The following is a 19,888-nucleotide window of genomic DNA, read 5'->3' on the forward strand; positions in this document are numbered from 1 at the left end:
AGCTTCGTACGAGACGGAGGCCGCCGCCATGGAACCAGTCGTCACCGTGGGCCTGGACGGTTCACCCGCGAGCCTCGCCGCCGCCCGCTGGGCCGCCGACGAGGCCGAGAAGCGCAAGCTCACCCTGCGACTGCTGCACGCGTGGCCGCTCCTGGCACCGGAACCGACCCACATGCCCTCCGAGGTCGACCAGAACTACTGGGCGAAGCGTCTGGTGCACACCGCTCAGGCCGAGCTGAGCGCCCGCCACCCGGGTCTTTCCGTCGTCGGCAGTCTCGTTGCCGACGACGCCCAGGAAGCTCTGCTCCGCGCCGCCTCGGAGTCCGAGATGCTGGTGCTGGGTTCACGGGGCCTGGGGTCCGCCGAGAGCTATTTCATGGGGGACGTCAGCATGCCGGTCGTGGCGCGGGCCGGGCGGCCAGTGGTCCTCGTCCGTCCGGAGCCGACCAAGGAGCAGCCGGTCCCCAGTTCGTCCGACAAGGTCGTCGTGGCGATGGAACTGCACGGATCCGCTGACGAACTGCTCGACTTCGCGTTCCACAGCGCCGCGGCCCGGGACGTTCCGCTCCTCGCCGTCCACGGCCGCAGCGTGCCGCTTCACGCCCGCATGCCCTGGGGCGTGGACCACGACGTCGTGGAGGAGCTGACACGGGAGGCGCGGAAGGAGCTGACCAAGGCGCTGAGGCCCTGGCGCGAGAAGTACCCGCAGGTGGAGGTGGACGACAGCATCCGTCTCGCGAGCCCGGCCAAGGCCGTCGTGCACGCCGCCGAGGGCGCCGCGTTGCTGGTCGTCGGACGGCGTGTGCACTGGCATGGTGCGACGCACCATCTGGATCACGTGGCCCACGCGGCCATCCATCACGGACGCTGCCCCGTCGCCGTCGTTCCTCATGACTGAGCCCGGCACTTCGGGGGAGCGGTCGCCACGCGCGGAGGTGGCCGAGACCCACACCCGCGATCGTGTTCTTCGCAGGTGATCGGGCCTACAACGTCAAGAAGGCGGTGGATCTGGGCTTCTCGACTGTATGGGACGAGCGGCCCGTAGGGCAGCCCGCGCACGCGAAACGGCGCTCAACCGCTGCTTCGCACCGGATGTCTACCTGGGCGTCGGCGACGTCGTCGGCCCCGGAAGCGAGGCACCCGAAGGCCGGCGCGTTGCCCACCCTGTAGGCCGCCGTCCAGGACCTGCCCGGCGCGAGCTACGTCGGCCCCGACGGCCTCGCCGAGTTGCGCGGAGCCCCGACCCTGGTCGGCCGCTCGCCGGCGGCCAGCGACCCGGCCTCGGCCCGACGCCTGTGGACCATCTCCGAGGAACTGACCGGCACCGCCTTCCCCGAACAGGCCCTGACAGCACGAACCTGAACGCCCGGCCCGGCATCACCCTTCCGGTGTGGCACACGCGCGTCCACGGAATTCAACGGAATTCAAGGGAGACCTCGTGATGATCTCCGACGGCCTCGTCACCCAGCTCCCGCCTTCGCCCGCCTGACAACCTGGAAGATCCTCCGCGGCTGCAGGGGTGCGAGGGGGCCGTCATGCGTCCACCGCCCACCTGTTCAGTCTCTGTCTCACGCCTACTTGAGAGCCGTCAGTTGCTCATGGAACCAGCGCCGGTGGCGCTACGCTGCTGTGTCGTGCAGGAGACGCGTCTCGACACTGCTCGGATCCGGGCGGCTCGCCGGATGATCGACCCAGTCTTTCTCGACACTCCGCTGTACCGCTGCGAGGCGCTGGAGCCCGGCCTCGGGTGCACGGTGAGCGTCAAGCTCGAAACGGCGAACCCGGTCCGCAGCTTCAAGGCACGTGGCACAGAGGTAGTCGCGAGCCTGCTGGCCGACAATGCCTCGCGAGCCGCGGTGTGCGCGAGTGCGGGCAACCTCGGCCAAGCCCTCGCGTGGTCCGGTCGTGGCCGAGGGCTCGACGTCACCGTCGTGGCATCCCGCTTTGCGACGCGGGCCAAGCTTGATCGCATCCGCGCCTTGGACGCCGGGTTGGAACTGGTGGACGGCGACCACGAGATGGCGCGTGAGCGGGCTGCGGCCATCGCACGGTACGAGGGCATCCGGCTGGTCGAAGACAGCCTGGACATCGAGACCTGCGAGGGCGCGGCGACCATCGGCCTCGAACTGGTGGATGCCGCGCCGTCGTTCGACACCGTCCTGATCGCTCTCGGCGGTGGGGCGCTGGCCACCGGCGTGGGCCATGTGGTGAAAGCGTCGGCACCCGAAGTCGAGGTGATCTGCGTCCAGCCGCTGGGCGCACCGGCGCTGACACACTCATGGCGCAGGCGACGTGTCGTCACCACCGACTCGACCGACACCATCGCTGACGGCGTCGCCGGCCGACGTCCCATCCCGGCCGTCCTGGACGACCTCCTCCTGGTCGCCGACGACGCCGTCCTGGTGAAGGAGGCGTCGATCATCGCCGGTATGCGGATGCTCCTCGACCACGCCGGCCTCGTCGTCGAACCGTCGGCCGCGCTCGGCATCGCGGCGATCCTCGAAGACCGTGACCGCTTCGCCGGCCGACACGTCGTCACCATCGTGTGCGGCAGCAACGTCGACATGGACGCCTACCACCGCTGGGTCGGTACGGCCCCCACCCACAGGTCGTGACGATCGCTCCTACCGGCCGACCGGTGGCCCGCAACGACGCCTGCGCCACCGGCGTAGGGAATCGACACCCCCGCGCGGAGGAAGGTGTTGCCCGTCATCTGCTCCTGACAGGGGCTGCGTTCACAGTGAGGGTCGGTCACGGTGGACGGTGACCGGGTGGTCCATGTGTGGTCGGGGCCCGGGTGAGTCCGCATTCTCCCCGGGGCGGCCTCCGTGGGAAGCCCGGGGCGAGGCGGCAGGGCGACGGTAGACGGCCGGCGTGCCCGAGGCGCGTCACGGGCACGCCGGGTCCCTGTCGCAGACACAGGGATCGGGGAGACTGCGCTCCCTGGGCCGCGGTCACCTTCGCGCTGCGGCCGACCCGGGCGGACAGCCCGGCCGGGTCGCGGTGGGATCACCTTCCTGTCGGGTCCCCTTCGGCGCCGTCGTCCAGAGTGCGCAGCATCGCGTGGCCGCCGTGGTGCAGTGGTGTGTCCAGCTTCGAGCGGGTTGCCTCGGAGGCCGTCCGCGCGTCGAAGACGTGGACTTCGCCGTGGCCGCCGCGGGTGACGGCGACCCAGTCGGCACCTGGCGAGGCGGCCACCGCACGGCGTTGGACGCCCTCCCAGGGGGTGCCTCCGCGGCGGGGAGCCCCGTCCATGGCGGGCAGGGGGACACGCCGTACGGTGTTGTCGGCGTCCAGCAGGACCAGTTCGTCGCCGTCCGGGTGGATCCTGGTGAACGCGGTGTGGCCCTTGGCGAGGGCCAGGCGGAAGACCAGCCCCGGACCGAGGTCGGTCAGGGTCGTGCGATCCGTTGCCAGATCATGGCGCCACGCCTGGTTCGTCCACTCCGGCCAGCGCAGCGGGTCCGCGGGGCCGCCCCGCAAGGTCGACCACAGCGCCTGTCGCCGGGTGTCGAGCCGCAGGTACCAGCCTCGGGCGGGCGAACCCCACGGGAGCGTCGGCTCCGGCACGAGTGCGTCGCCCTCGCGGCGCGCCCGGTGCACGCCCTCTCCCGTGGCCGCGAAGACGTGGCCGAGGTGAGGGACTTGGGCGTCACCGTGCCCGTCGTCCGGCAGGGCGAGGTGCGCGTGGGGTGTGACCGGCGGGCAGCCGGCCGGTGAACCGAGCAGGTCGGCGAACCGGTGGACGGCGAGTGCGCCGGGTTCCCGGTGTCGCAGGACGACCAGGGGGTCGCCGCCGCCCATGACCGTCACGCCCGGCTCGCCCACGCGGGTGCGCACCCGCGTGGCGTCCTTCGTGGCCAGGTCGACGACCGTCAGTAGGTCGGACCACGGGCTGCCGTTCTCCCCCAGGCCCGTGGTGACGGCCACCCACCGGCCGGACGGGTCGCAGGCGAGGTGCTCGGCCGGTACGGCGACCGGTACGGCGGCCTCCACCAGCTCGGTCGAGCGACTCGTCGTCGCCGTCGCGCCGAACGGGTCGAGTACCAGCAGCTCGCCCCTGCGGTCGTCGACACACGCTGTTCTGCCCCCCGGCAGCGCCAGGAATCCGGCGTGCTCGGAGAGATGGCGGCCCGTGAGGCGGTGTGTCTCCACACCGTCCGGGACGGTCAGCACATGGACGGATCCGCCTATGTGGTCGGAGACCAGCAGCAGTGGGTCGGCGTTCATCGAGAACCTCTCTGATAGGCCATCTGATGAAAATGATTATCGTCGTGTATCTTCGTTGCGTTCCGGGACCATGAGAAGAAGCGAGGGCATCGATGCTGGGCTCACCGTCGAGATTCGTCCGCACCTGGGTCACCGCGGCGATGGTCGGTTCCGTCCTGGTCGGGTGCGGGGCGTCCACCGAACCCGCGAGTGAAGCGGACGCGGTGGCCGACGCGAAGACCGACGTCACCGTGGAACCCATCAAGGCGACACGCCAGTTGACCGACGCGAACGGCGTCAAGATCTCCTTGGAGCGGGAACCGGAGCGCGTCGTCTGCCTGTTCGCGCTCTGCGACGACATCCTGACCGAGCTGGGCATCGTCCCCACGGCCACGAACAACGCCCTCCTGGCCCAGCCCGGATTCCTCGGGGCGGAGAAGGCGAAGGAGGTCGACATCATCCCCGGCGGTTTCATCGCGCCCGAGGTGGAGGCGATCCTCTCCCACAAGCCCGACCTCGTGATCGGCCTCGAAGACACCCATGGCAAGCTCGCCCCGTCTCTGAAGGGCGCCACCACGTTCTGGCCCATGCAGCCCGAAGAGTGGCAGGACAGCGTCGGTTACCTGCGCGACGTCGCCGCGCTCACCGGCCGCACCGCCCAGGGTGAGAAGGCCGAGAAGACCTTCCGCACCAAGCTCGCCGAGGCTGAGCGGACCAAGAGCGACAAGACCGCGCTCATCATCTACGGCAGCGACGAGAACTTCGGCGTCGCCACCCCGGGGACGGACGTGACCGCCGGCCTGTTCCCCAAGCTGGCGAACTACCCGTGGAAGTCCCGTGGTGTGGAGGGCAGTTACAGCCTCGAAGAGATCCTCGCGCGTGACGTGGACGTGCTGTTCGTCGAGACGATCAGCTTCGGCGAGCCGGACGGCAAGCTGTCGGAGAAGCTGGCGAAGAACCCGCTGTGGGGGAAGATCCCGGCCGTGCGGAACGGGGACGTTCACGAGGTGAACTCCGAGGTGTGGGCCAAGGGGCGGGGCACCCGCTCGCTGGGCATCGTCCTCGACGAGGCCACGGCCGCCCTGCGGTGACCGCACCGACCGCGTCAGAAACCGCGGCCGGTGACGCCACGTCGGACGGGCGGCGGTCCGTGCGGCTCCCGCTCCCCGGCAGGCGATGGCAACTCCTCGCGGTGACCGCGCTGTTGCTCGCGTCGTCCGCCTGCATGCTGAGCCTGGGCACGCCCTACGTCCCACTGCACCGCCTGCCCGGTGCACTGCTGGACGGCGACAGCACGCTCGCGGGGGTCGTCGTCACCGAACTGCGCGTGCCCCGGCTGGTGTTGGCGCTGATCGCCGGGGCCTGTCTGGGTGCGGCGGGGCTCGTCCTGCAGGAGGCGCTGCGCAACCCGCTGGCCGTCCCCGAGATGCTGGGGGTGTCCTCCGGAGCCGCGCTCGGGGTCGCCACACCCCTGGTGCTGGCGGTGTCCGTCCCCGCCGCCGCCCAGCCCCTGCTGGCCATCGGCGGGGCCGCGCTCGGCGGCGCGCTCACGCTGCTCGCCGCCGGACTGGGGCGCAGCCCGTCCGCCGTACTGCTCACCGGGGCCGCGGTCGCCGCCGCCCTGCAGGCCGCGCTGCTCGTGCTCATGGTCATGGCCGATCAGCTGGACCTCCAGCTGATCTACCGGTACCTGCTCGGCTCGCTCTCCGCCCGTACCTGGGACGACGTCACCGGGTTGTGGCCCTGGCTGCTCATCGCGGTGCCCGCGCTCGTGTTGTGCGCGCCGGTGCTCTCGGTGCTGCGGTTGGGCGACGAGGACGCCGAGGCGTTGGGCGTCCGTGTGCACCGCGCCCGGTTCGCCGCGCTGGCCATCGCCGTCCTGCTGATCGCACCCGTGACGGCCGTGTGCGGTCCGGTGGCTTGGGTCGGGTTTCTCGCCCCGCATCTGGCGAGGCGGCTCAACCCGTCGGCGGACGCGGTGCGTTGGCTGCCCTGGTCGGCCGCGTGGGGCGCGGTCGTGGTGGCCGTCGCCGATGTGCCGGCCAGGCTGGCGCTGGCACCGGTGGAGACACCTGTCGGAGCATGGACGTCCCTGTTCGGTGTGCCCGTTGGCGTCGCTCTGCTCCGGTCGGGGAAACGGAGGCCGAAGGCCGCGCGACCGGCGGCGGGCTCCGAGGCGGAGCCCCCGCGGCAGCCGGGGGCCGGTTCCGCGGCCGGGCGTTCGGAGCAGCCGGGGGCCGGTTCCGAAGCCGCACATGTCGGGTCACCAGGGGCGGAGCCCTCTCCGAAGTCGGGAAGGCGCGGTCATGGAGAGGGGTCCGAGGGTGACGGTCCCTCCGGCACCCGTCTCCCGGTCAGTGGAACAACCACATCGGAGGAGGCCCGGTGAGCCGGCGATTCGGGGCGCTCGCCGTCCTCCTCCTCGTGTGCGTCTGCGGGGAACTGCTGGCCGGGCGCGGCATGTCGCCGGCCATGGTCTGGGAGGTCCTCGGCGGAGGCGGTGACGCGACGGAGCGGCACATCCTGCTCCAACTCCGACTGCCCCGGCTGCTGGTGGCCCTCGGTGCGGGGGCGTGCCTCGGTGTGGCGGGCCTGGTCCTGCAGTCCGCTCTGCGCAACCCGCTCGCCGGACCCGAGGTCACGGGCGTGACTCCGGGCGCGGTGCTCGGGGCGGTCACCGCGACCGGTTTCGGACTGGCGGGCTGGGAATCACCCCTCGCGGTCGTCGCCGCCGCGTGTCTGGGCGGATTCACCGGGGCCGCGCTCCTGTGGCTGCTCGCCGGTCGTGGCGGAGGCGATCCCGCGCAGACCGCCGTCTACGGGGTGCTGGTGTCGGCGGTCCTCGGCGGGCTCACCGCCATGGTGCTGCTGGTGGCGCCGGGGGAACTCGGCAGCGTGGTCCAGTGGCTCGTCGGTACGACGGAGGGCCGGGTGTGGGAGCACTGGCACCTGCTGTGGCCGTGGGCGCTGGTCTGGGGCGCGCTCGCGTGGCTGATGGCGGGACCGCTGACCCTGCTGCGCTGCGGTGATGACATCGCCGGTGCGGCTGGGCTGTTCGCCGCGCGTGCCCGCACCCTCTCCCTGTTGTGCGCCGTGGCACTGACGGCGGGCGCGGTGGCCGCCGTGGGGGCGCTCGGTTTCGTCGGGCTGCTCGTGCCGCACCTCGCGTTCGCCCTGTTCGGCGCGGACCTGCGGCTGACGCTGCCCGGTGCCGCCCTCGTGGGGGCGGCCGTGGTGTGCGGGGCGGACGCGGTGGCGCAACTGTCCTCGCGGCTGCTGGCCGTCGTAGTGGACAGCGGACGGCTCACGCTGCCGGTCGGGGCGCTCACCACCTGTCTGGGAGCCGTGCTGCTGCTGGTCGTCGTGCGCCGGACGCCCGACCGAACGTTCTGATGTCGACAAAGGACGGAACATGACCGAACCCCTGGGTATCCGCGCCGAGGGAGTCCGCTTCGGCTACCCCGGCCGCCCCGTGCTGCGCGGCGTCGACATGACTGTCGAACCGGGCGAGCTGACCGCCCTCATCGGCCTCAACGGCTGCGGCAAGTCGACCCTGTTGCGGCTGGCCGCCGGTCTGCTGCGGCCGGACGAGGGGCGCGTCCTGGTAGGTGGCGACGACCTCGCGGGGCTTTCCCGGCGTGCCACCGCCCGGCGGGTCGCGCTGCTGCACCAGTCGGCCCCGGCCGTCCCCGCCATGACCGTCCGGCACCTCGTCAGACAGGGGCGGTACGCGGCACGCGGTCCCCTCGGCATGCTGCGCGAAGGCGACGACCCGGTCGTACGGCGCGCGCTGCGCGACGTCGGCGTGGAGCAGTGGGCCGACCGGGACGTGGACGCGCTGTCGGGGGGCGAGCGGCAGCGGGTCCGGCTCGCGATGGCGCTCGCCCAGGACACCCGCGTCCTGCTGCTCGACGAGCCGACCACCTATCTGGACCTGCATCACCAACTCGATGTGCTGCGGACCGTGGTGCGGCTGCGCGAGGAGCGCGGCCTCACCGTCGTGATGGTGCTGCACGACCTGGCCCACGCGGCCCGGTTCGCCGAGCGGATCGTCGCCCTGCGGGACGGCCGCGTGGTGGCCGACGGGACCCCGAAGGAGGTCGTCACCCCCGGGTTGCTCGCGGACGTGCTCAAGGTGGCGGGACGGGTCGGCCGGGACCCCGAGGGCGGCTGGCCGGTGTGTTACCCAGATCACCCTCTCCCAGCTCTAGAATATGAAAATCATATTCAGTAGATTGTCATGCGACGCTCAAAGAGCGCCGCACCTCCCTTGCGATGAAGGAGAGTTCATGGACAACGAGCAGGTCTTCGCGCCGATCGCCGACCCGGGCCAGCTGGCTCACGCCTCCGCCTCGCACTCCAACGCGCTCGTCGAGAACCCCTTCGACGACACCGAGGAGTAAGAGCGGGTCACACCCTCGACCGTGGGCCCGCCCGTCACCGTGCGGGCGGGCCCACGCCCACTCAGGCCCCCTTCCCACAGGAGAACCGACGTGTCCCGCAGCCAGCTCGCATCCGGTGTCGAGATCGTCGCCGTACCCGGGCAGGGGCTCGCCGTCCGCACGGCCGACGGGGAGTTCCTCAGCGTACGGACGGGCGACGTGGACGACGGCGCTCTGCTCTCCCGGCTGTCCGGCCGATCCACCGGCGAGCCGGACGCCGAACTCGACCGACTCCTCCGGGCCTTCGACGGTGCCGGATACATGGCGGACGGCCCGCATCGCGCCGAATGGCCCGCCGAGCGCCGGGACATCCTGTTGCTGGGCACCCCCCTGCTGACCGAGCCGCTGGCCGCGCTCCTGCGGGCCTCCGGTGCGGAGCCGCGGTCGGCGGGATCCGACGACCTGACAGGCATGGCTCCCATCGCGTCGGGCGGCTTGGTGGGTGTCACTCCCGTGGCCGGCCCCGCCGACGAGGCGCCCGCGACGTCCGGCCGCCCGGCGGACACGACTTCCCCGGCACACGACAAGCCGGGCCGCGCGCCCCAGGCCGTACCCGGCGCCGCGGGCGCGGTGCCCGCCGCCGTCGTGTGGTGTCTCGACGGTCCCGTCCCGGAAGGGCTGTGGGACGCCGCCGACCGGCTGCCCGAGCGTGGCATCGCCTGGCTGCGCTGTCACCGTGAGGGCTGGCAGGTCTGCCTCGAACCCCTCGCCGCCGCTCCGGGGGACGTCACCTCGGCCCACGTCCGTGCCCGCAGGCTCGCCGCCACGCCGGCGCACCAAGCGCTGGCCGCCTACTGGAGCGGACCTCGAACGTCCGGCGCACCCGTGCGACTCACCGCGCCCGCGGCGGGGTTGCTCGCCGCCCTGCTCGCCGACGACCTCACCCGGTGGGCCACCGACGCCCCCCACCCCGGCGGGCTGCCCGCGCGGCGCCGGCTCCGGCGCGTCGATCTGCGCACGCTGACCGTCACCGAGCACCCCGTCCTGCCCGTCCCCGACGTCGCCCCGATGCCGGGGAAGGCAGGATGACGTCGTTCACCGAAACCGTCGGCGGTCTCGCGACCGACGGCCGGCACCCGGACGGCGAGGGGCCCTTCCCGGCCGTCCTCATCCGCACGCCCTACGACCGACGCCGGCATCACGCCGAACTGAGGGGGTGGGCCCGGCACGGGTTCGTCGCACTGGTCCAGGACGTGCGCGGCCGGCACGCTTCGCCGGGGGAGTGGCACCCGTACGAGAACGAGGTCGCCGACGGGGCGCTGACCGCCCGCTGGATCCGCCGGCAGCCCTGGAGCGACGGGCGCGTCGTGGCGGTCGGCGCCTCCTACGCCGCCCACTGCGCCGTCGCCCTCGCGCTCGACGCGCCCGAGGACGCCCGCCCCGACGCCGTCATCGCCGCCGTGCCCGCCCTGGGCGCCGCCGAGACGGCTCGCGAACCCTCGGGCGTGGAACGGCTGTCCGCCCGCGCGGGGTGGTGGGCCGCCCACGGCGACCGGCGCGACTCCGACGAGGACGCCCTGAAGAACGCTCTCGCCACGGACCCCGGCCTGCTGACCCACCTGCCGCTGACCGACCTCCCGGTCCGGCTCGGCCGAAGCCTGCCCTCCTGGCCGGGCCTGTGGCGGCACCACGAGCGCGGCCTGCTCGCAGCACGGGCCGAGGGCGCCAGGATGCCCCTGCTCGCGGTGGGCGGCCACCACGACCACTTCACCGACGACACCATCGCGCTGTGGCGCCGCTGGGGCGGCCCCTCCCGCCTGCTGCTGGGCCCCTGGGGACACGGCCTCGTCGCCGCGCCCGGCACCGACGCCCTGCCCGCGCACCGGGTGAGCCTCGGCGAGTTCTACGCACGCTGGGCCCGACTCGCCCTCACCGGCGGCCTCACGTCCGGACGCCGAGGCGCGGTCGGGCTGGGCGGCAGCCCCCTGTGGGTGCCCGCCGGGACGCGGGGCGAGCCGCGCGCACAGCACATACGGCTGCTGCACGGGGCCTCCTTCACGGCCGACCCCGAACAGCCCGTCTCCTCCGAGGAGTTGACCGTCCCCACGAGGGACACACCCGACCGCTGCCTGTTCGCCACCCCGCCGCTGCCGCGCCCCTTGGACGTCATCGGCACCGCCGAGGTCCGGGTGCGCGCGACCGCCGACACCCGGTCGGCGGACTGGGCGGCACGGCTCCTCGCGGTCACCTCCGAGGGGGTGGCCGAGCGGCTCGCCGTCGGAATCGTCCGGCGCGCTGATCCCCCGGGAAGGGCAGCCGAGTTCACCGTGGGGCTCGGCCCGCTGGCACGGCGGCTGCCCGCGGGCACCCGGCTCCGCCTGGAGATCGCCGGACACCACTTCCCCGCCCACGCCCGCAACCCCCACACCGGCGACGACCCGGTCACGGCCACCCGGCTCCTCGCCTCCCGGCGCGAGGTCGACCCCGGGCACGTGGCACTCCACCTGCCCGTGCTCCGCTCCCGTCCCACCCCCACCGATCCCGTACAGGAGATCCTGCGATGACGGTGCTCCCTCTGGAAGCCCTGGTCGACCCCGTGTGCGGCATCGTCCGGAAGGTCGAGCCCGTCGAACACCCTCCGGGCACCCCGCCTCGCTACACCGCGCTCACCGCCGAGATCGCCGACGCCCGCAGGCTCGGCCTGTGGCCCGCCGACCGGGTGTCGCTCGGGACCACCTTCGGCGACCCCGAGGGCGCCCGGATCGCCGCGATAGCCGAGGGAATCGAGCGCTACTGCGGCAACCGTGTGCCTCCGCCCGGCCACCCCGACGCCCCACTGCGCGCCACGGCCGCCGACCTGGTGGACAAGGGCCTCAGGCTCTACGGACCCGACGAGCTGCCCGCCTACGCCGACTGGCAGTACGCCCGCGAGAAGTTCCCCTACCGCCCCCTCACCACCGATACCCCGTCCCTGTGGACGCGCGGCGAGGAACGGCTGCCCGACGGGGAGAGAGCCGAGGTCTGGGCACCCGTCGCCCTCACCCACCTCAACTGGCGCCAGGGCGAGCTGCGTGCGCTGCCCCGCACCCACCATCTCAACTACGCGGGCATCGCCACCGGACAGGGGTTCGACGACGCGGTCGAGCGCGGCCTGCTGGAGATCGTCGAACGTGACGCCCTCGAACTGTGGTGGCACCTCGACGGCCCGACCCGTGGCATCGATCCGGCGAGCGTGCCCGGCCTCGCCGACGACCTCGCCGGGTCCGGGCTCGATGTCCATCTCGCCGAGATGCCCTCGGAGTTCGCCCCCTGCATGGCCGCACTCGTCCACGACCCACGGCTCGGGCTCTACGCCGCCGGGTTCGCCTGCAAGTACGACCCGGCCGAGGCCGCCCGCAAGGCCGTACTGGAGGCCGTCCACACCTGGGTCTTCACGCAGGGCCTCGCCGATCCCGACGGCTGGGTGTTCCAGGCCGTCGAGGCAGGGCTGCTCGCCCGAGGCCTCTACCTCGACCACCGCGAGGACCGCCGCTACCTCGACGCCTGCGGTGAACACTTCGCGCTTGTACGGGACTTGGGCGCCCACGTGCAGGTCTGGCTGGACGAGCGCATGGCGTCCGAGGCCCGCCGGTTCACCGAGCCCGCGCACGGGACGGTACCCGTCGACGCCGTCGAACCCGGCAGCCGGGACCGGCTGGAGCGCGCACTCCACGACGGCGGCCACCGCGTCATGACGTTCGACCTCACCACCGAGGACGTGGCCGAGACGCCGTTGCGCGTCGCCCGGGTCCTCGTCTCCGGCCTCATCCCCAACGCCCCTGCCGCCTTCGGGTACTTCGGCTCCCCACGCCTCGCCGACGCCGCCCTCGCCCGTGGCTGGCGCACCACCGCGCCGAGCGCGCCGGAAGACTTCACGCTGGCTCCTCCGCCCCACATGTGAGGACCACCCGTGGATCTCGTCACTGCCCTCGCCCGCGCCCGCACCCGGGAGGAGCCGGGCCCGGACACGCCCGCCGGGCCCGCCGTCCGACCATGGCCCGGACCGGCGCTCCCCCTGCCGGACGCCCGCCCCGGAGAGCTCGACCTGGGCCGGCTGCTCCGCCTCTCGCTGGCGGCCTCGGACGGCGCCGGACGGCTGCGCCCCGCCGCGTCCGCGGGCGCGCTGCACCCGGTGGACGCCCAGCTCGTCGTGGGCACCGGCTGCCCCCTACCGCCGGGACGCTACGGCTATGACCCGCTGGGCCATCGCGTGCACCGCCTCGGCCCGGAACCCGACGGCACACCGCCCGGGGCCACCGTGGACCTGTCCGTCACCGCGCAGCGCACGATCTCGCACTACGGCCACCGGGCCTGGCCGCTGCTCCTGCTGGACACCGGGCACGCCGCCGCGGCGCTGTGGCTCGCGGCGCGCTCCCTGGGCGTCGAGCCGACGGCCCTCGACCTCGACGGGCTCGCCGAAGACCCCCTCGCCGCACTGAGCTTCGCCCCGCCCGAGACCGCACACCGGGCCGCGGACGCACCCACGCCCCGCGACCTGCTGACCCGCCGCAGCGCCCGGCCACCGCTGCGGGGCACCCCACCCCAGGAGGCACTGCGGGCGGTGCTCACCGCCGCCGCCGAGGCGAGCGCCGGTGAACTCGCGTGGTGTGCGGCCGTCGGCGCACCACAGCCCGAACTCGTCGAGTCGGCGCCCGACGGCACCCTGCGGCGTCTCGCCGCGGGTGAGGCCCGGCCGACGCTCGCCGCCTGGGCCGCCGGCCAGGCGTGGATCGCGGACGCGGGCGCCGTCCTGCTCGGCTACGGCTGCCCGACGGACGCCGAGGCGCCACGGATCCGCCGGGTCCATCTGCGCGCCGGTTTCGCCGCCCACGTGGCTCACGTGACCGCCGGCCGACACGGCCTGGCCGGCCGCCCTATCGGCGCCTGGCAGCAGGCCGACCTCGGTGCCGCGCTCGGCGCCGCACCGGGCAGGGACTGGATCGTTCACGGCCTGGCCCTCGGCACCACCCACCCCGAAGAGGAAACCTCGTGATCGTCCACCCCGAGCTGCGCCGCGCCGCACGGCACGCACAGCGCCCCCTGCTCGCGGCCACCGCCCTGCAGGGCGCCGTCACCCTCGCCCACCTCGCGCAGGCCGTGCTGCTCGCGTTCGCCCTCGCCGACGTGGCCCGGGGCGACACGGACCGGCTCCCGCTGCTCCTCGGCGCGGTGCTCGGCGTCGTCGCCGCCCGTGCGGGGCTCGGCCAGTGGCAGCGGCGCATCGCCACCCGTGCCGGGGCGCAGGTCAGGGTACGTCTGCGGGACGAGCTCCTCACCCACCTCGGACGGCTCGGGCCCGCGCACCTGACCTCCGCGCGCGCCGGGGCGGTGCGCACCACCCTCGTCGACGGAGTGGAAGGCGTCGACGCCTATGTCTCCCGCTACCTGCCGCAGCTCCTCGTCACCCTCAGCGTGCCGCCCCTGCTGCTCGCCGCCCTGGCCGCCGTCGAACCGGCCGCCCTCCTCGGCCTCGTACCGGCCATGCTGCTCGGCCTGTTCGGCCCACGCGCCTGGGACCGCCTCCTCGCCAAGCGCGGCAAGGAACACTGGGACACCTACGAGCAACTGGGCGCCGACTACCTCGAAGCGCTGCAGGGCATGCCCGCACTGCGAGCCGCCGGCGCCGTCGGACGCACCCGAGAGCGGCTGGAGGAACGCTCGGCGGCGCTGCACCGGGCCACCGTCGCCAAACTCCGTGTGTCCCTGGTCGACACCGGACTCACCGACCTGGCCATCCAGGGCGGCACAGCGGCCGCCGCGCTGCTCGCCTGCTGGTCGGCCGTCACCGGATCCACCACGCCCACCGGCACCTACCTGATGCTGCTGCTGGCCTCCGAGTGCTTCAGGCCCGTACGCGACCTGTCCCGCGAATGGCACGCCGGGTACCTGGGAGTCTCGGCCGCGGACGGGCTCGCGGCGCTGCGCACCGCCGACCCCGCCGTCCCCGACACGGCGACGGAACGAGCGCACTGGCCGGACCCACCCCAAGTGCGCTTCGAACAGGTGGAGTTCAGCTACCACGGCGCCGAGGCACCCGCCCTGCGCGAGGTCACCTTCACCGCCGAGGCGGGGCGCACCACCGCCATCGTCGGCCCTTCCGGCGCCGGCAAGTCCACGCTGCTCGCCCTGCTCCTGCGCCACCGCGAGCCGCAGCGAGGCCGGATCACCATCGACGGCCGCGACGTCTCCGCGTACGCGCTCGACTCACTGCGACAGGGCATAGCCGTCGTCTCACAGGAGACCTACCTCTTCCACGCCACCATCGCCGACAACCTGCGCCTGGCCCGGCCGACGGCCACGGACGACGAACTCCTCGGCGCGGCACGGACCGCCGGCATCCACGACGAGATCGCGGCCCTCCCCGACGGCTACGCCACCGTGCTCGGCGAACGGGGCGCCACCCTGTCCGGCGGACAACGCCAGCGCCTCGCCCTCGCCCGCGCCCTGCTGGCCGACGCCCGGGTCCTCGTCCTCGACGAGGCCACGAGCGCGGTCGACGAACGCCGGGAGGCCCACATCGTCCGCGAACTGCTGGACGCAGCGGGCGACCGGACCGTCCTGCTGGTCGCCCACCGGCTCGCCGCCGTCCGGCACGCCGACCGCATCGTGGTGCTCGACGACGGACGCGTGGACGCCATAGGCGGACACGACGACCTCATCGACGCCGGGGGCGTCTACGCCGAACTCGTCGCAGCGGGCCACACCTACGAAGGAGGGCTCGCCGCATGAGCCGCACCACCGACGCCGACGCCGACGTGACGCCGGGCGGTACCACTGACCCTGACACCGGCGTGACGCCAGGCGGTACCACTGACCCTGACACCGGCGTGACGCAGGGTGGCACCACCGACGCACCCGTGCCCCCGCGGGGCTCACTGCGCGCCCTGTTGCCCGCCCTCGCAGGGCACCGCGTCATGATGGCCCGCACCTGTGCTGCCGCCCTCGTCGAACAGGGCTCTCTGGTGGCGCTGCTGACGCTGGCCGCGCACAGCGTGGGAACCGCCGTCATCGAGAACCGCGCCCCCTCGGCCGGCACGGTCACCACCCTGGTCGCCCTCGTCCTCGTACGCGCCCTGATGACCTGGCGCGAGATGGACCTCTCGCACGACCTGGCCTACCGGGTGCTGGCCGAGCTGCGCGTGCGGGTCTTCGACGGGCTCGCCCGCAGCGCGCCCGCCCGCGTGGCCGGCAGGCGCAGCGGGGACCTGGCCGCCACCGCGATGGCCGACGTGGAGGCGCTGGAGTTCTTCTACGCCCACACCACCGCCCAACTCCTGGCCTCGGGCGTGGTGTTCACCGGCGGGACCGCGGTGCTGGCCACCGTCGAGCCGTGGCTGCTCGCGGCGGTGCTGCCGGTCGCCGCCCTGCTCGCCGTGGCTCCCTTCGCCGACGCGCGCGGACGCGCCACGCGCGGGGCGCGAACCAGGGCGGCGACCGCGAAGCTCTCGGCCGACACCGTGGAGACCGTCGACGGGCTGCGGGAACTGCTCGCCTTCGGAGGGCTGGCCGAGCGCCGGCGCCGTCTCGCAGAGCAGGGCCGGCGGGTGGGTGAGGCGCAGCGGGCCGAGGCGACCTGGGAGGCCATGGCAGCTGCCGTCCGCGATCTGCTCATCGTGCTCGCGGTCCTCGGAGTGGTGGCCGCGGCCGCGCAGTCCGTGACCTCCGGGCGGCTGCACGGCGCGTGGGCACCGGCGGCGATGGCGCTGGCGTTGTCGGTGCTCGGGCCGGTCGCCGAGTCGGCCAGGGCCCTCAGCCAGGCCGTCGGTCTGCGCGCCGCCGCCGCCCGCGTCGGCGCGGCCGTGAAAGCCCCCTCTCTCGCCCCGCAACCCGCCTCACCCCACCCGCTCCCCTCGGGCCCGCTGGGCGTCCGCCTGCGGCAGGTGAGCTTCGACTACGGGGGACGGCCCGTGCTGGACGCGGTCGAGCTGACGGTTCCCGCGGGGCAGACCCTCGCCCTGGTCGGCGTCTCCGGGGCCGGCAAGTCGACCTGCGCCCACCTGCTGGCCCGCTTCTGGGACCCGTCCGAGGGAGCTGTCCACCTGCTGCCCCGCGACGGCGACCCCATCGACCTCCGCGACGTGGCGGACGCCGAACTGCGCCGTGCCGTCGCCGTCGTGGGTCAGGACACCCCCCTCTTCCATGGCACTCTCACCGAGAACCTGCGCCTCGCCGCACCGGACGCGGACGACGACCTCCTGGCCGAAACCGCCCGGCTGTGCGGCGTCGACGAGATCGCCCCCATGGACTCCCTCGTCGGGGAGCGTGGTTCCACTCTCTCCGGCGGCCAGCGCGCCCGTATCGCCCTCGCCCGCGCCCTGCTCGCACAGCCCAGGCTCCTCGTGCTGGACGAGACCACCGCCCATCTCGACAACGGCGGCGACGCCCGGCTCGCCGCCGTGCTGGCCCAGGGCGACCGCACGACCATCGTCATCGCACACCGCCCCGCGACCATCCGCCGCGCGGACCGTATCGCCGTGCTGGAATCCGGCCGCATCGCGGAGGAGGGCACCTGGGCCGATCTGACCGCCCGCCCCGGCGGCGCGCTCAACCGCGTCCTGACCCTCACGCCACCCTGAAACTCCTTGTCGGCATGGGGGGTTCTCTTGACGTGTCCGCCGACGGGCGTGTGCTCGTGGAGGCGCGGCGGCTGCGTACGATCGTCTTCAGCTCGTGCTGTCGCGGGCTCGCCGGGCTGTGGTCTCCCGGCCAGGCTCCGACGGTCTCTCCGGCTCTTCTCCGGTGTCCGGGCTGGTCCGGCAGCCGGAGCAGACGCCGGTGAGTTCGACGGTGTGCTCCACCGCGGCGAACCCGGTGTCGGCGCTGACGCGGTCGGCCCACTCCTCGACGGCCTGGGAGTCCACTGCCCGGCTGTGGCCGCAACTGCGGCAGATCAGGTAGTGGCGGTGCCCGTCGGCCGCCCGCGGCCGGAACAAGCGTCCTCCGGCGCTCGCTTGGAGGACATCCACGCTCCCCGCGGCCTCCAGGTCCCGCAGCGCGCGGTACACGGTCGTCAGCCCGATGGGCGTGCCGTCATCGACGATGAGTGTGTGCAGGTCCTGCGCGGACACGAAGTCATGGCACTTCGCGAGGGCTTCGACAACGGCCGAGCGCTGCCAGGTCGCCCGCTGCCGGGCTGTCGGCTGGTTCACATCGATTCCCCCAGCGTTGTGCCGCATGGCCGATGACGTCCTCTCCGACCGGCCGGTCAGCCCTTGAGCGCGACCAGGACGTGGCTGTCGCCGAACTGCCAGACCGGGGTGATGTGGCGGAAGCCCGCTAGCCCCAGGAGGTCGACGTGGCGGGCGAGTGTCAGGTCGTTGTCGGTTCCGTGGTGGGCGAGCGCGGCCTGCCGCTTCTCGCGTTCGGCGAACAGGTCGGTCAGTTCCGGATCCTGGGCGGCCGCACTCCACCAGGCGGCCCAGTTCTCGTGGTCGTGTGTGCGTGACCGTTCGGCTCGTCGTCGCCCCACATGGGCGGTGAGCTCCGAGCAACGTCGGTCGTCGGGGGCGAAGTGGTCGCCGTTGACGAGGACGCCCCCCGGCCGCAGCAGGCTCTCCAGCCGACGGTAGGTCCGCCGCAGGGTCCGCTCCGGCAGGTAGTGGAGGGCCGTTGTCGAGACGACCGCGTCCAGGGGGCGGTCCAGGCCGAGGGTGTCGGTCCATCCGCCGTCCCCGATCACGGCGTCCACATAACGGGCCGCGTCCGCGTGATGAGCCCGGCCGAGCTCCAGGAGGACCGGGTCCATGTCCACGGCGACGATCTCCGCGTCCGGCAGCCGCTGGGTGAGCCTGGAAGCCAGCGATCCCGGGCCGCAGCCGAGGTCGAGGACCAACGGTCGGTCCTGGTGGGCGACGACGTGTTCGACGACGTCGGCGATGACCGTGAACCGCTCCTCGCGGGCGATGGCGTAGTGCTGCTGCTGCAGCTCCCAGCGCTCCACCCACCGCTTGGCCGTCCCCATGCTTACGCCCATGCCTCGCGTCGCCTCTTCCGTCTCTCCATACCGGGTAGGCTCAGAACCTACCCGCTATTGGAAACGGTTTCCATTCGCTTGGCCTATTCCAGGGCCGCCAGCACGGCCAGGAGGCGGTCGATCTCCTGCGCGGTGTTGTAGACGTGGAGGCTGATCCGTACCGAGCCGTCCCGCTTGTCCGTCCCCGCCTGGCACAGGTTGTCCGCCCGCACCATGAAGCCGTGGCTGTACAGGATGAACCCCAGGTCGTCCGACGGGATCTCGCGGTGCCGGAAGGTGACGATGCCGAGGCGCCGCTGCACGGCCGAGTCGGCGCGCAGGCTGGTCTGGCAGCCCAGGACCTCGTAAGGGTCCAGACGGCGGAGTCCCTCGGTGAGCCGGGCGCCCAGGGCGGTCGTCCAGCGCGCGATCCGCTCGGTGCCCGCCGCGTCCAGCCAGTCGAGCGCGGCCTCCAGGGAGGCGATGCCCACGGTGTTCGGGGTGCCGTTCCAGCCGCCGGGCCGGAACTCCCCACCGCGTCCGGGTGCGTTGCGGGCCCAGACCGCGCCGGAGCCGGGCAGGGCCAACGCCTTGTGTCCGGAGAAGACGACGAAGTCCACGTCGAGCCGGTGCACGGACACCGGGAGATGGCCGACGCTCTGGGCGGCGTCGAGACAGATCGGCACGTCCGGTCCGACGGCCTCGCGGATACGGTGCACGTTCATGTCGCCGCCGTAGACGTGGTGGACGTGTGTGGCGGCGACGAAGCGGGTGCGCGGGCCGACGACCCGGGCCAGCGCCCGGTGGTCGTAGTCGCCGGACGACTGCTGGTAGGGCAGCTCCCGCAGGTGCACGGTGACGCCCTGCTCCGCCAGCAGCCGCCGGGTCTCCAGCCAGGGTTCCAGGTTCGCCCGGTGGTCGGCGAAGGGGGCGAGGATCTCGTCGCCGTCCGAGAGATGGCCGGGGAGCCAGTCGCGGGCGATGCTCCGGAGTCCTTCGGTGGTGCCGCTGGTGAAGTGGACGCCCGAGCGCTCCGGTTCGGGATCGTCCAGGAACTCCTTGACGCGCCGCCGTGTCCGTTCCACCAGTGCCGTCGTGTGGTTGGCCCACGGGTAACTGCCCCGCCCGGCGTTGGCGTTCGTCGTCGTCAGATACGTCTGTACGGCGTCGAGTACGGCGCGTGGCTTCTGTGAGGTGGCGGCGCTGTCCAGGTAGGTCACGTCCGGGTGCGCGGTGAGGATGGGGAACTGCGCCCGCAACTCCCGCTGCCAGTCGGCCAGTTCCATCAGATCGGGGTCGGTCATGG

Annotated in this window: 17 protein-coding genes and 1 pseudogene; 14 read left to right on the forward strand and 4 right to left on the reverse strand. The window is 73.3% G+C overall.

Annotated elements, in window-relative coordinates; all coding sequences use genetic code 11:
- The first annotated feature begins 28 nt into the window (after nucleotides 1-28).
- The 3 genes and pseudogenes from ACWD26_RS19255 to ACWD26_RS19265 all read left to right on the forward strand — a co-directional run bounded on the left by ACWD26_RS19255 (nucleotide 29) and on the right by ACWD26_RS19265 (nucleotide 2,615).
- Nucleotides 29-898: a universal stress protein gene (locus ACWD26_RS19255; protein WP_451271534.1), complete on the forward strand. Its 870-nt coding sequence runs from the start codon at nucleotides 29-31 to the stop codon at nucleotides 896-898.
- Nucleotides 899-1,131: 233 nt separating this feature from the next.
- A pseudogene (locus tag ACWD26_RS19260) lies at nucleotides 1,132-1,362 on the forward strand (oxidoreductase); the annotation flags it as partial.
- Between the two features lie 272 nt (nucleotides 1,363-1,634).
- Nucleotides 1,635-2,615, forward strand: coding sequence for a threonine ammonia-lyase (locus ACWD26_RS19265; protein ID WP_451271536.1), 981 nt, complete (start codon nucleotides 1,635-1,637; stop codon nucleotides 2,613-2,615).
- A 394-nt stretch (nucleotides 2,616-3,009) separates the two neighbouring features.
- Here the strand turns inward: ACWD26_RS19265 and ACWD26_RS19270 are convergent, their stop codons facing one another.
- Complete coding sequence (locus ACWD26_RS19270; protein WP_451271538.1) at nucleotides 3,010-4,230, reverse strand: hypothetical protein; 1,221 nt, start codon at nucleotides 4,228-4,230, stop codon at nucleotides 3,010-3,012.
- A gap of 92 nt (nucleotides 4,231-4,322) precedes the next feature.
- On the opposite strand from ACWD26_RS19270, the gene ACWD26_RS19275 reads away from it, so the two are divergent.
- The 11 genes from ACWD26_RS19275 (at nucleotide 4,323) to ACWD26_RS19325 (ending at nucleotide 17,206) form a co-directional block, all read left to right on the forward strand.
- Nucleotides 4,323-5,300, forward strand: a complete 978-nt coding sequence (locus ACWD26_RS19275) for an ABC transporter substrate-binding protein (protein ID WP_451271540.1) — start codon at nucleotides 4,323-4,325, stop codon at nucleotides 5,298-5,300.
- 113 nt (nucleotides 5,301-5,413) lie between these two features.
- Complete coding sequence (locus ACWD26_RS19280; RefSeq protein WP_451271877.1) at nucleotides 5,414-6,598, forward strand: FecCD family ABC transporter permease; 1,185 nt, start codon at nucleotides 5,414-5,416, stop codon at nucleotides 6,596-6,598.
- Entirely contained in the window at nucleotides 6,595-7,602 is a 1,008-nt protein-coding gene (locus ACWD26_RS19285) for a FecCD family ABC transporter permease (protein ID WP_451271541.1), read from the forward strand. Before ACWD26_RS19280 ends, ACWD26_RS19285 begins: the two co-directional genes overlap by 4 nt.
- Before the next feature lie 19 nt (nucleotides 7,603-7,621).
- Nucleotides 7,622-8,443 (forward strand): ABC transporter ATP-binding protein, encoded by an 822-nt coding sequence (locus ACWD26_RS19290; RefSeq protein WP_451271543.1) that lies wholly within the window; start codon nucleotides 7,622-7,624, stop codon nucleotides 8,441-8,443.
- 55 nt (nucleotides 8,444-8,498) lie between these two features.
- Entirely contained in the window at nucleotides 8,499-8,612 is a 114-nt protein-coding gene (gene amiA / locus ACWD26_RS19295) for a streptamidine family RiPP (protein WP_451271545.1), read from the forward strand.
- 90 nt (nucleotides 8,613-8,702) lie between these two features.
- Nucleotides 8,703-9,680, forward strand: a complete 978-nt coding sequence (locus tag ACWD26_RS19300; protein ID WP_451271547.1) for a hypothetical protein — start codon at nucleotides 8,703-8,705, stop codon at nucleotides 9,678-9,680.
- Nucleotides 9,677-11,155, forward strand: a complete 1,479-nt coding sequence (locus ACWD26_RS19305; RefSeq protein ID WP_451271549.1) for a CocE/NonD family hydrolase — start codon at nucleotides 9,677-9,679, stop codon at nucleotides 11,153-11,155. Before ACWD26_RS19300 ends, ACWD26_RS19305 begins: the two co-directional genes overlap by 4 nt.
- Nucleotides 11,152-12,531: a YcaO-like family protein gene (locus tag ACWD26_RS19310; protein ID WP_451271551.1), complete on the forward strand. Its 1,380-nt coding sequence runs from the start codon at nucleotides 11,152-11,154 to the stop codon at nucleotides 12,529-12,531. The genes ACWD26_RS19305 and ACWD26_RS19310 overlap by 4 nt, the downstream gene beginning before the upstream one ends.
- Nucleotides 12,532-12,540: 9 nt before the next feature.
- Entirely contained in the window at nucleotides 12,541-13,623 is a 1,083-nt protein-coding gene (locus ACWD26_RS19315) for a SagB/ThcOx family dehydrogenase (RefSeq protein ID WP_451271553.1), read from the forward strand.
- Nucleotides 13,620-15,359 carry an ABC transporter ATP-binding protein/permease gene (locus ACWD26_RS19320; protein ID WP_451271555.1) on the forward strand — a complete coding sequence of 580 codons (1,740 nt, stop codon included), beginning with the start codon at nucleotides 13,620-13,622 and terminating at the stop codon, nucleotides 15,357-15,359. Before ACWD26_RS19315 ends, ACWD26_RS19320 begins: the two co-directional genes overlap by 4 nt.
- Before the next feature lie 62 nt (nucleotides 15,360-15,421).
- Entirely contained in the window at nucleotides 15,422-17,206 is a 1,785-nt protein-coding gene (locus ACWD26_RS19325; RefSeq protein ID WP_451271879.1) for an ABC transporter ATP-binding protein, read from the forward strand.
- An 87-nt stretch (nucleotides 17,207-17,293) separates the two neighbouring features.
- Here ACWD26_RS19325 and ACWD26_RS19330 read toward each other — a convergent pair whose 3' ends face one another.
- From ACWD26_RS19330 to ACWD26_RS19340, 3 genes are all read right to left on the reverse strand, one after another.
- Nucleotides 17,294-17,779, reverse strand: coding sequence for a Fur family transcriptional regulator (locus tag ACWD26_RS19330; protein WP_451271557.1), 486 nt, complete (start codon nucleotides 17,777-17,779; stop codon nucleotides 17,294-17,296).
- Nucleotides 17,780-17,835: 56 nt separating this feature from the next.
- Nucleotides 17,836-18,603 (reverse strand): class I SAM-dependent methyltransferase, encoded by a 768-nt coding sequence (locus tag ACWD26_RS19335; protein ID WP_451271559.1) that lies wholly within the window; start codon nucleotides 18,601-18,603, stop codon nucleotides 17,836-17,838.
- 83 nt (nucleotides 18,604-18,686) lie between these two features.
- Nucleotides 18,687-19,886, reverse strand: coding sequence for an aminotransferase class V-fold PLP-dependent enzyme (locus ACWD26_RS19340; RefSeq protein ID WP_451271561.1), 1,200 nt, complete (start codon nucleotides 19,884-19,886; stop codon nucleotides 18,687-18,689).
- Nucleotides 19,887-19,888 lie beyond the last annotated feature (2 nt).

It is taken from the genome of Streptomyces sp. NPDC002787, from assembly GCF_053592095.1.

Excerpts from the sequence above, each read along its gene's own strand:
- amiA (WP_451271545.1), top strand. The coding sequence starts at position 8,499 with ATGGACAACGAGCAGGTCTTCGCGCCGATCGCCGACCCGGGCCAGCTG.
- ACWD26_RS19335 (WP_451271559.1), bottom strand. The coding sequence starts at position 18,603 with ATGGGCGTAAGCATGGGGACGGCCAAGCGGTGGGTGGAGCGCTGGGAG.
- ACWD26_RS19270 (WP_451271538.1), bottom strand. The coding sequence starts at position 4,230 with ATGAACGCCGACCCACTGCTGCTGGTCTCCGACCACATAGGCGGATCC.
- ACWD26_RS19310 (WP_451271551.1), top strand. The coding sequence starts at position 11,152 with ATGACGGTGCTCCCTCTGGAAGCCCTGGTCGACCCCGTGTGCGGCATC.
- ACWD26_RS19290 (WP_451271543.1), top strand. The coding sequence starts at position 7,622 with ATGACCGAACCCCTGGGTATCCGCGCCGAGGGAGTCCGCTTCGGCTAC.
- ACWD26_RS19305 (WP_451271549.1), top strand. The coding sequence starts at position 9,677 with ATGACGTCGTTCACCGAAACCGTCGGCGGTCTCGCGACCGACGGCCGG.
- ACWD26_RS19275 (WP_451271540.1), top strand. The coding sequence starts at position 4,323 with ATGCTGGGCTCACCGTCGAGATTCGTCCGCACCTGGGTCACCGCGGCG.
- ACWD26_RS19255 (WP_451271534.1), top strand. The coding sequence starts at position 29 with ATGGAACCAGTCGTCACCGTGGGCCTGGACGGTTCACCCGCGAGCCTC.
- ACWD26_RS19340 (WP_451271561.1), bottom strand. The coding sequence starts at position 19,886 with ATGACCGACCCCGATCTGATGGAACTGGCCGACTGGCAGCGGGAGTTG.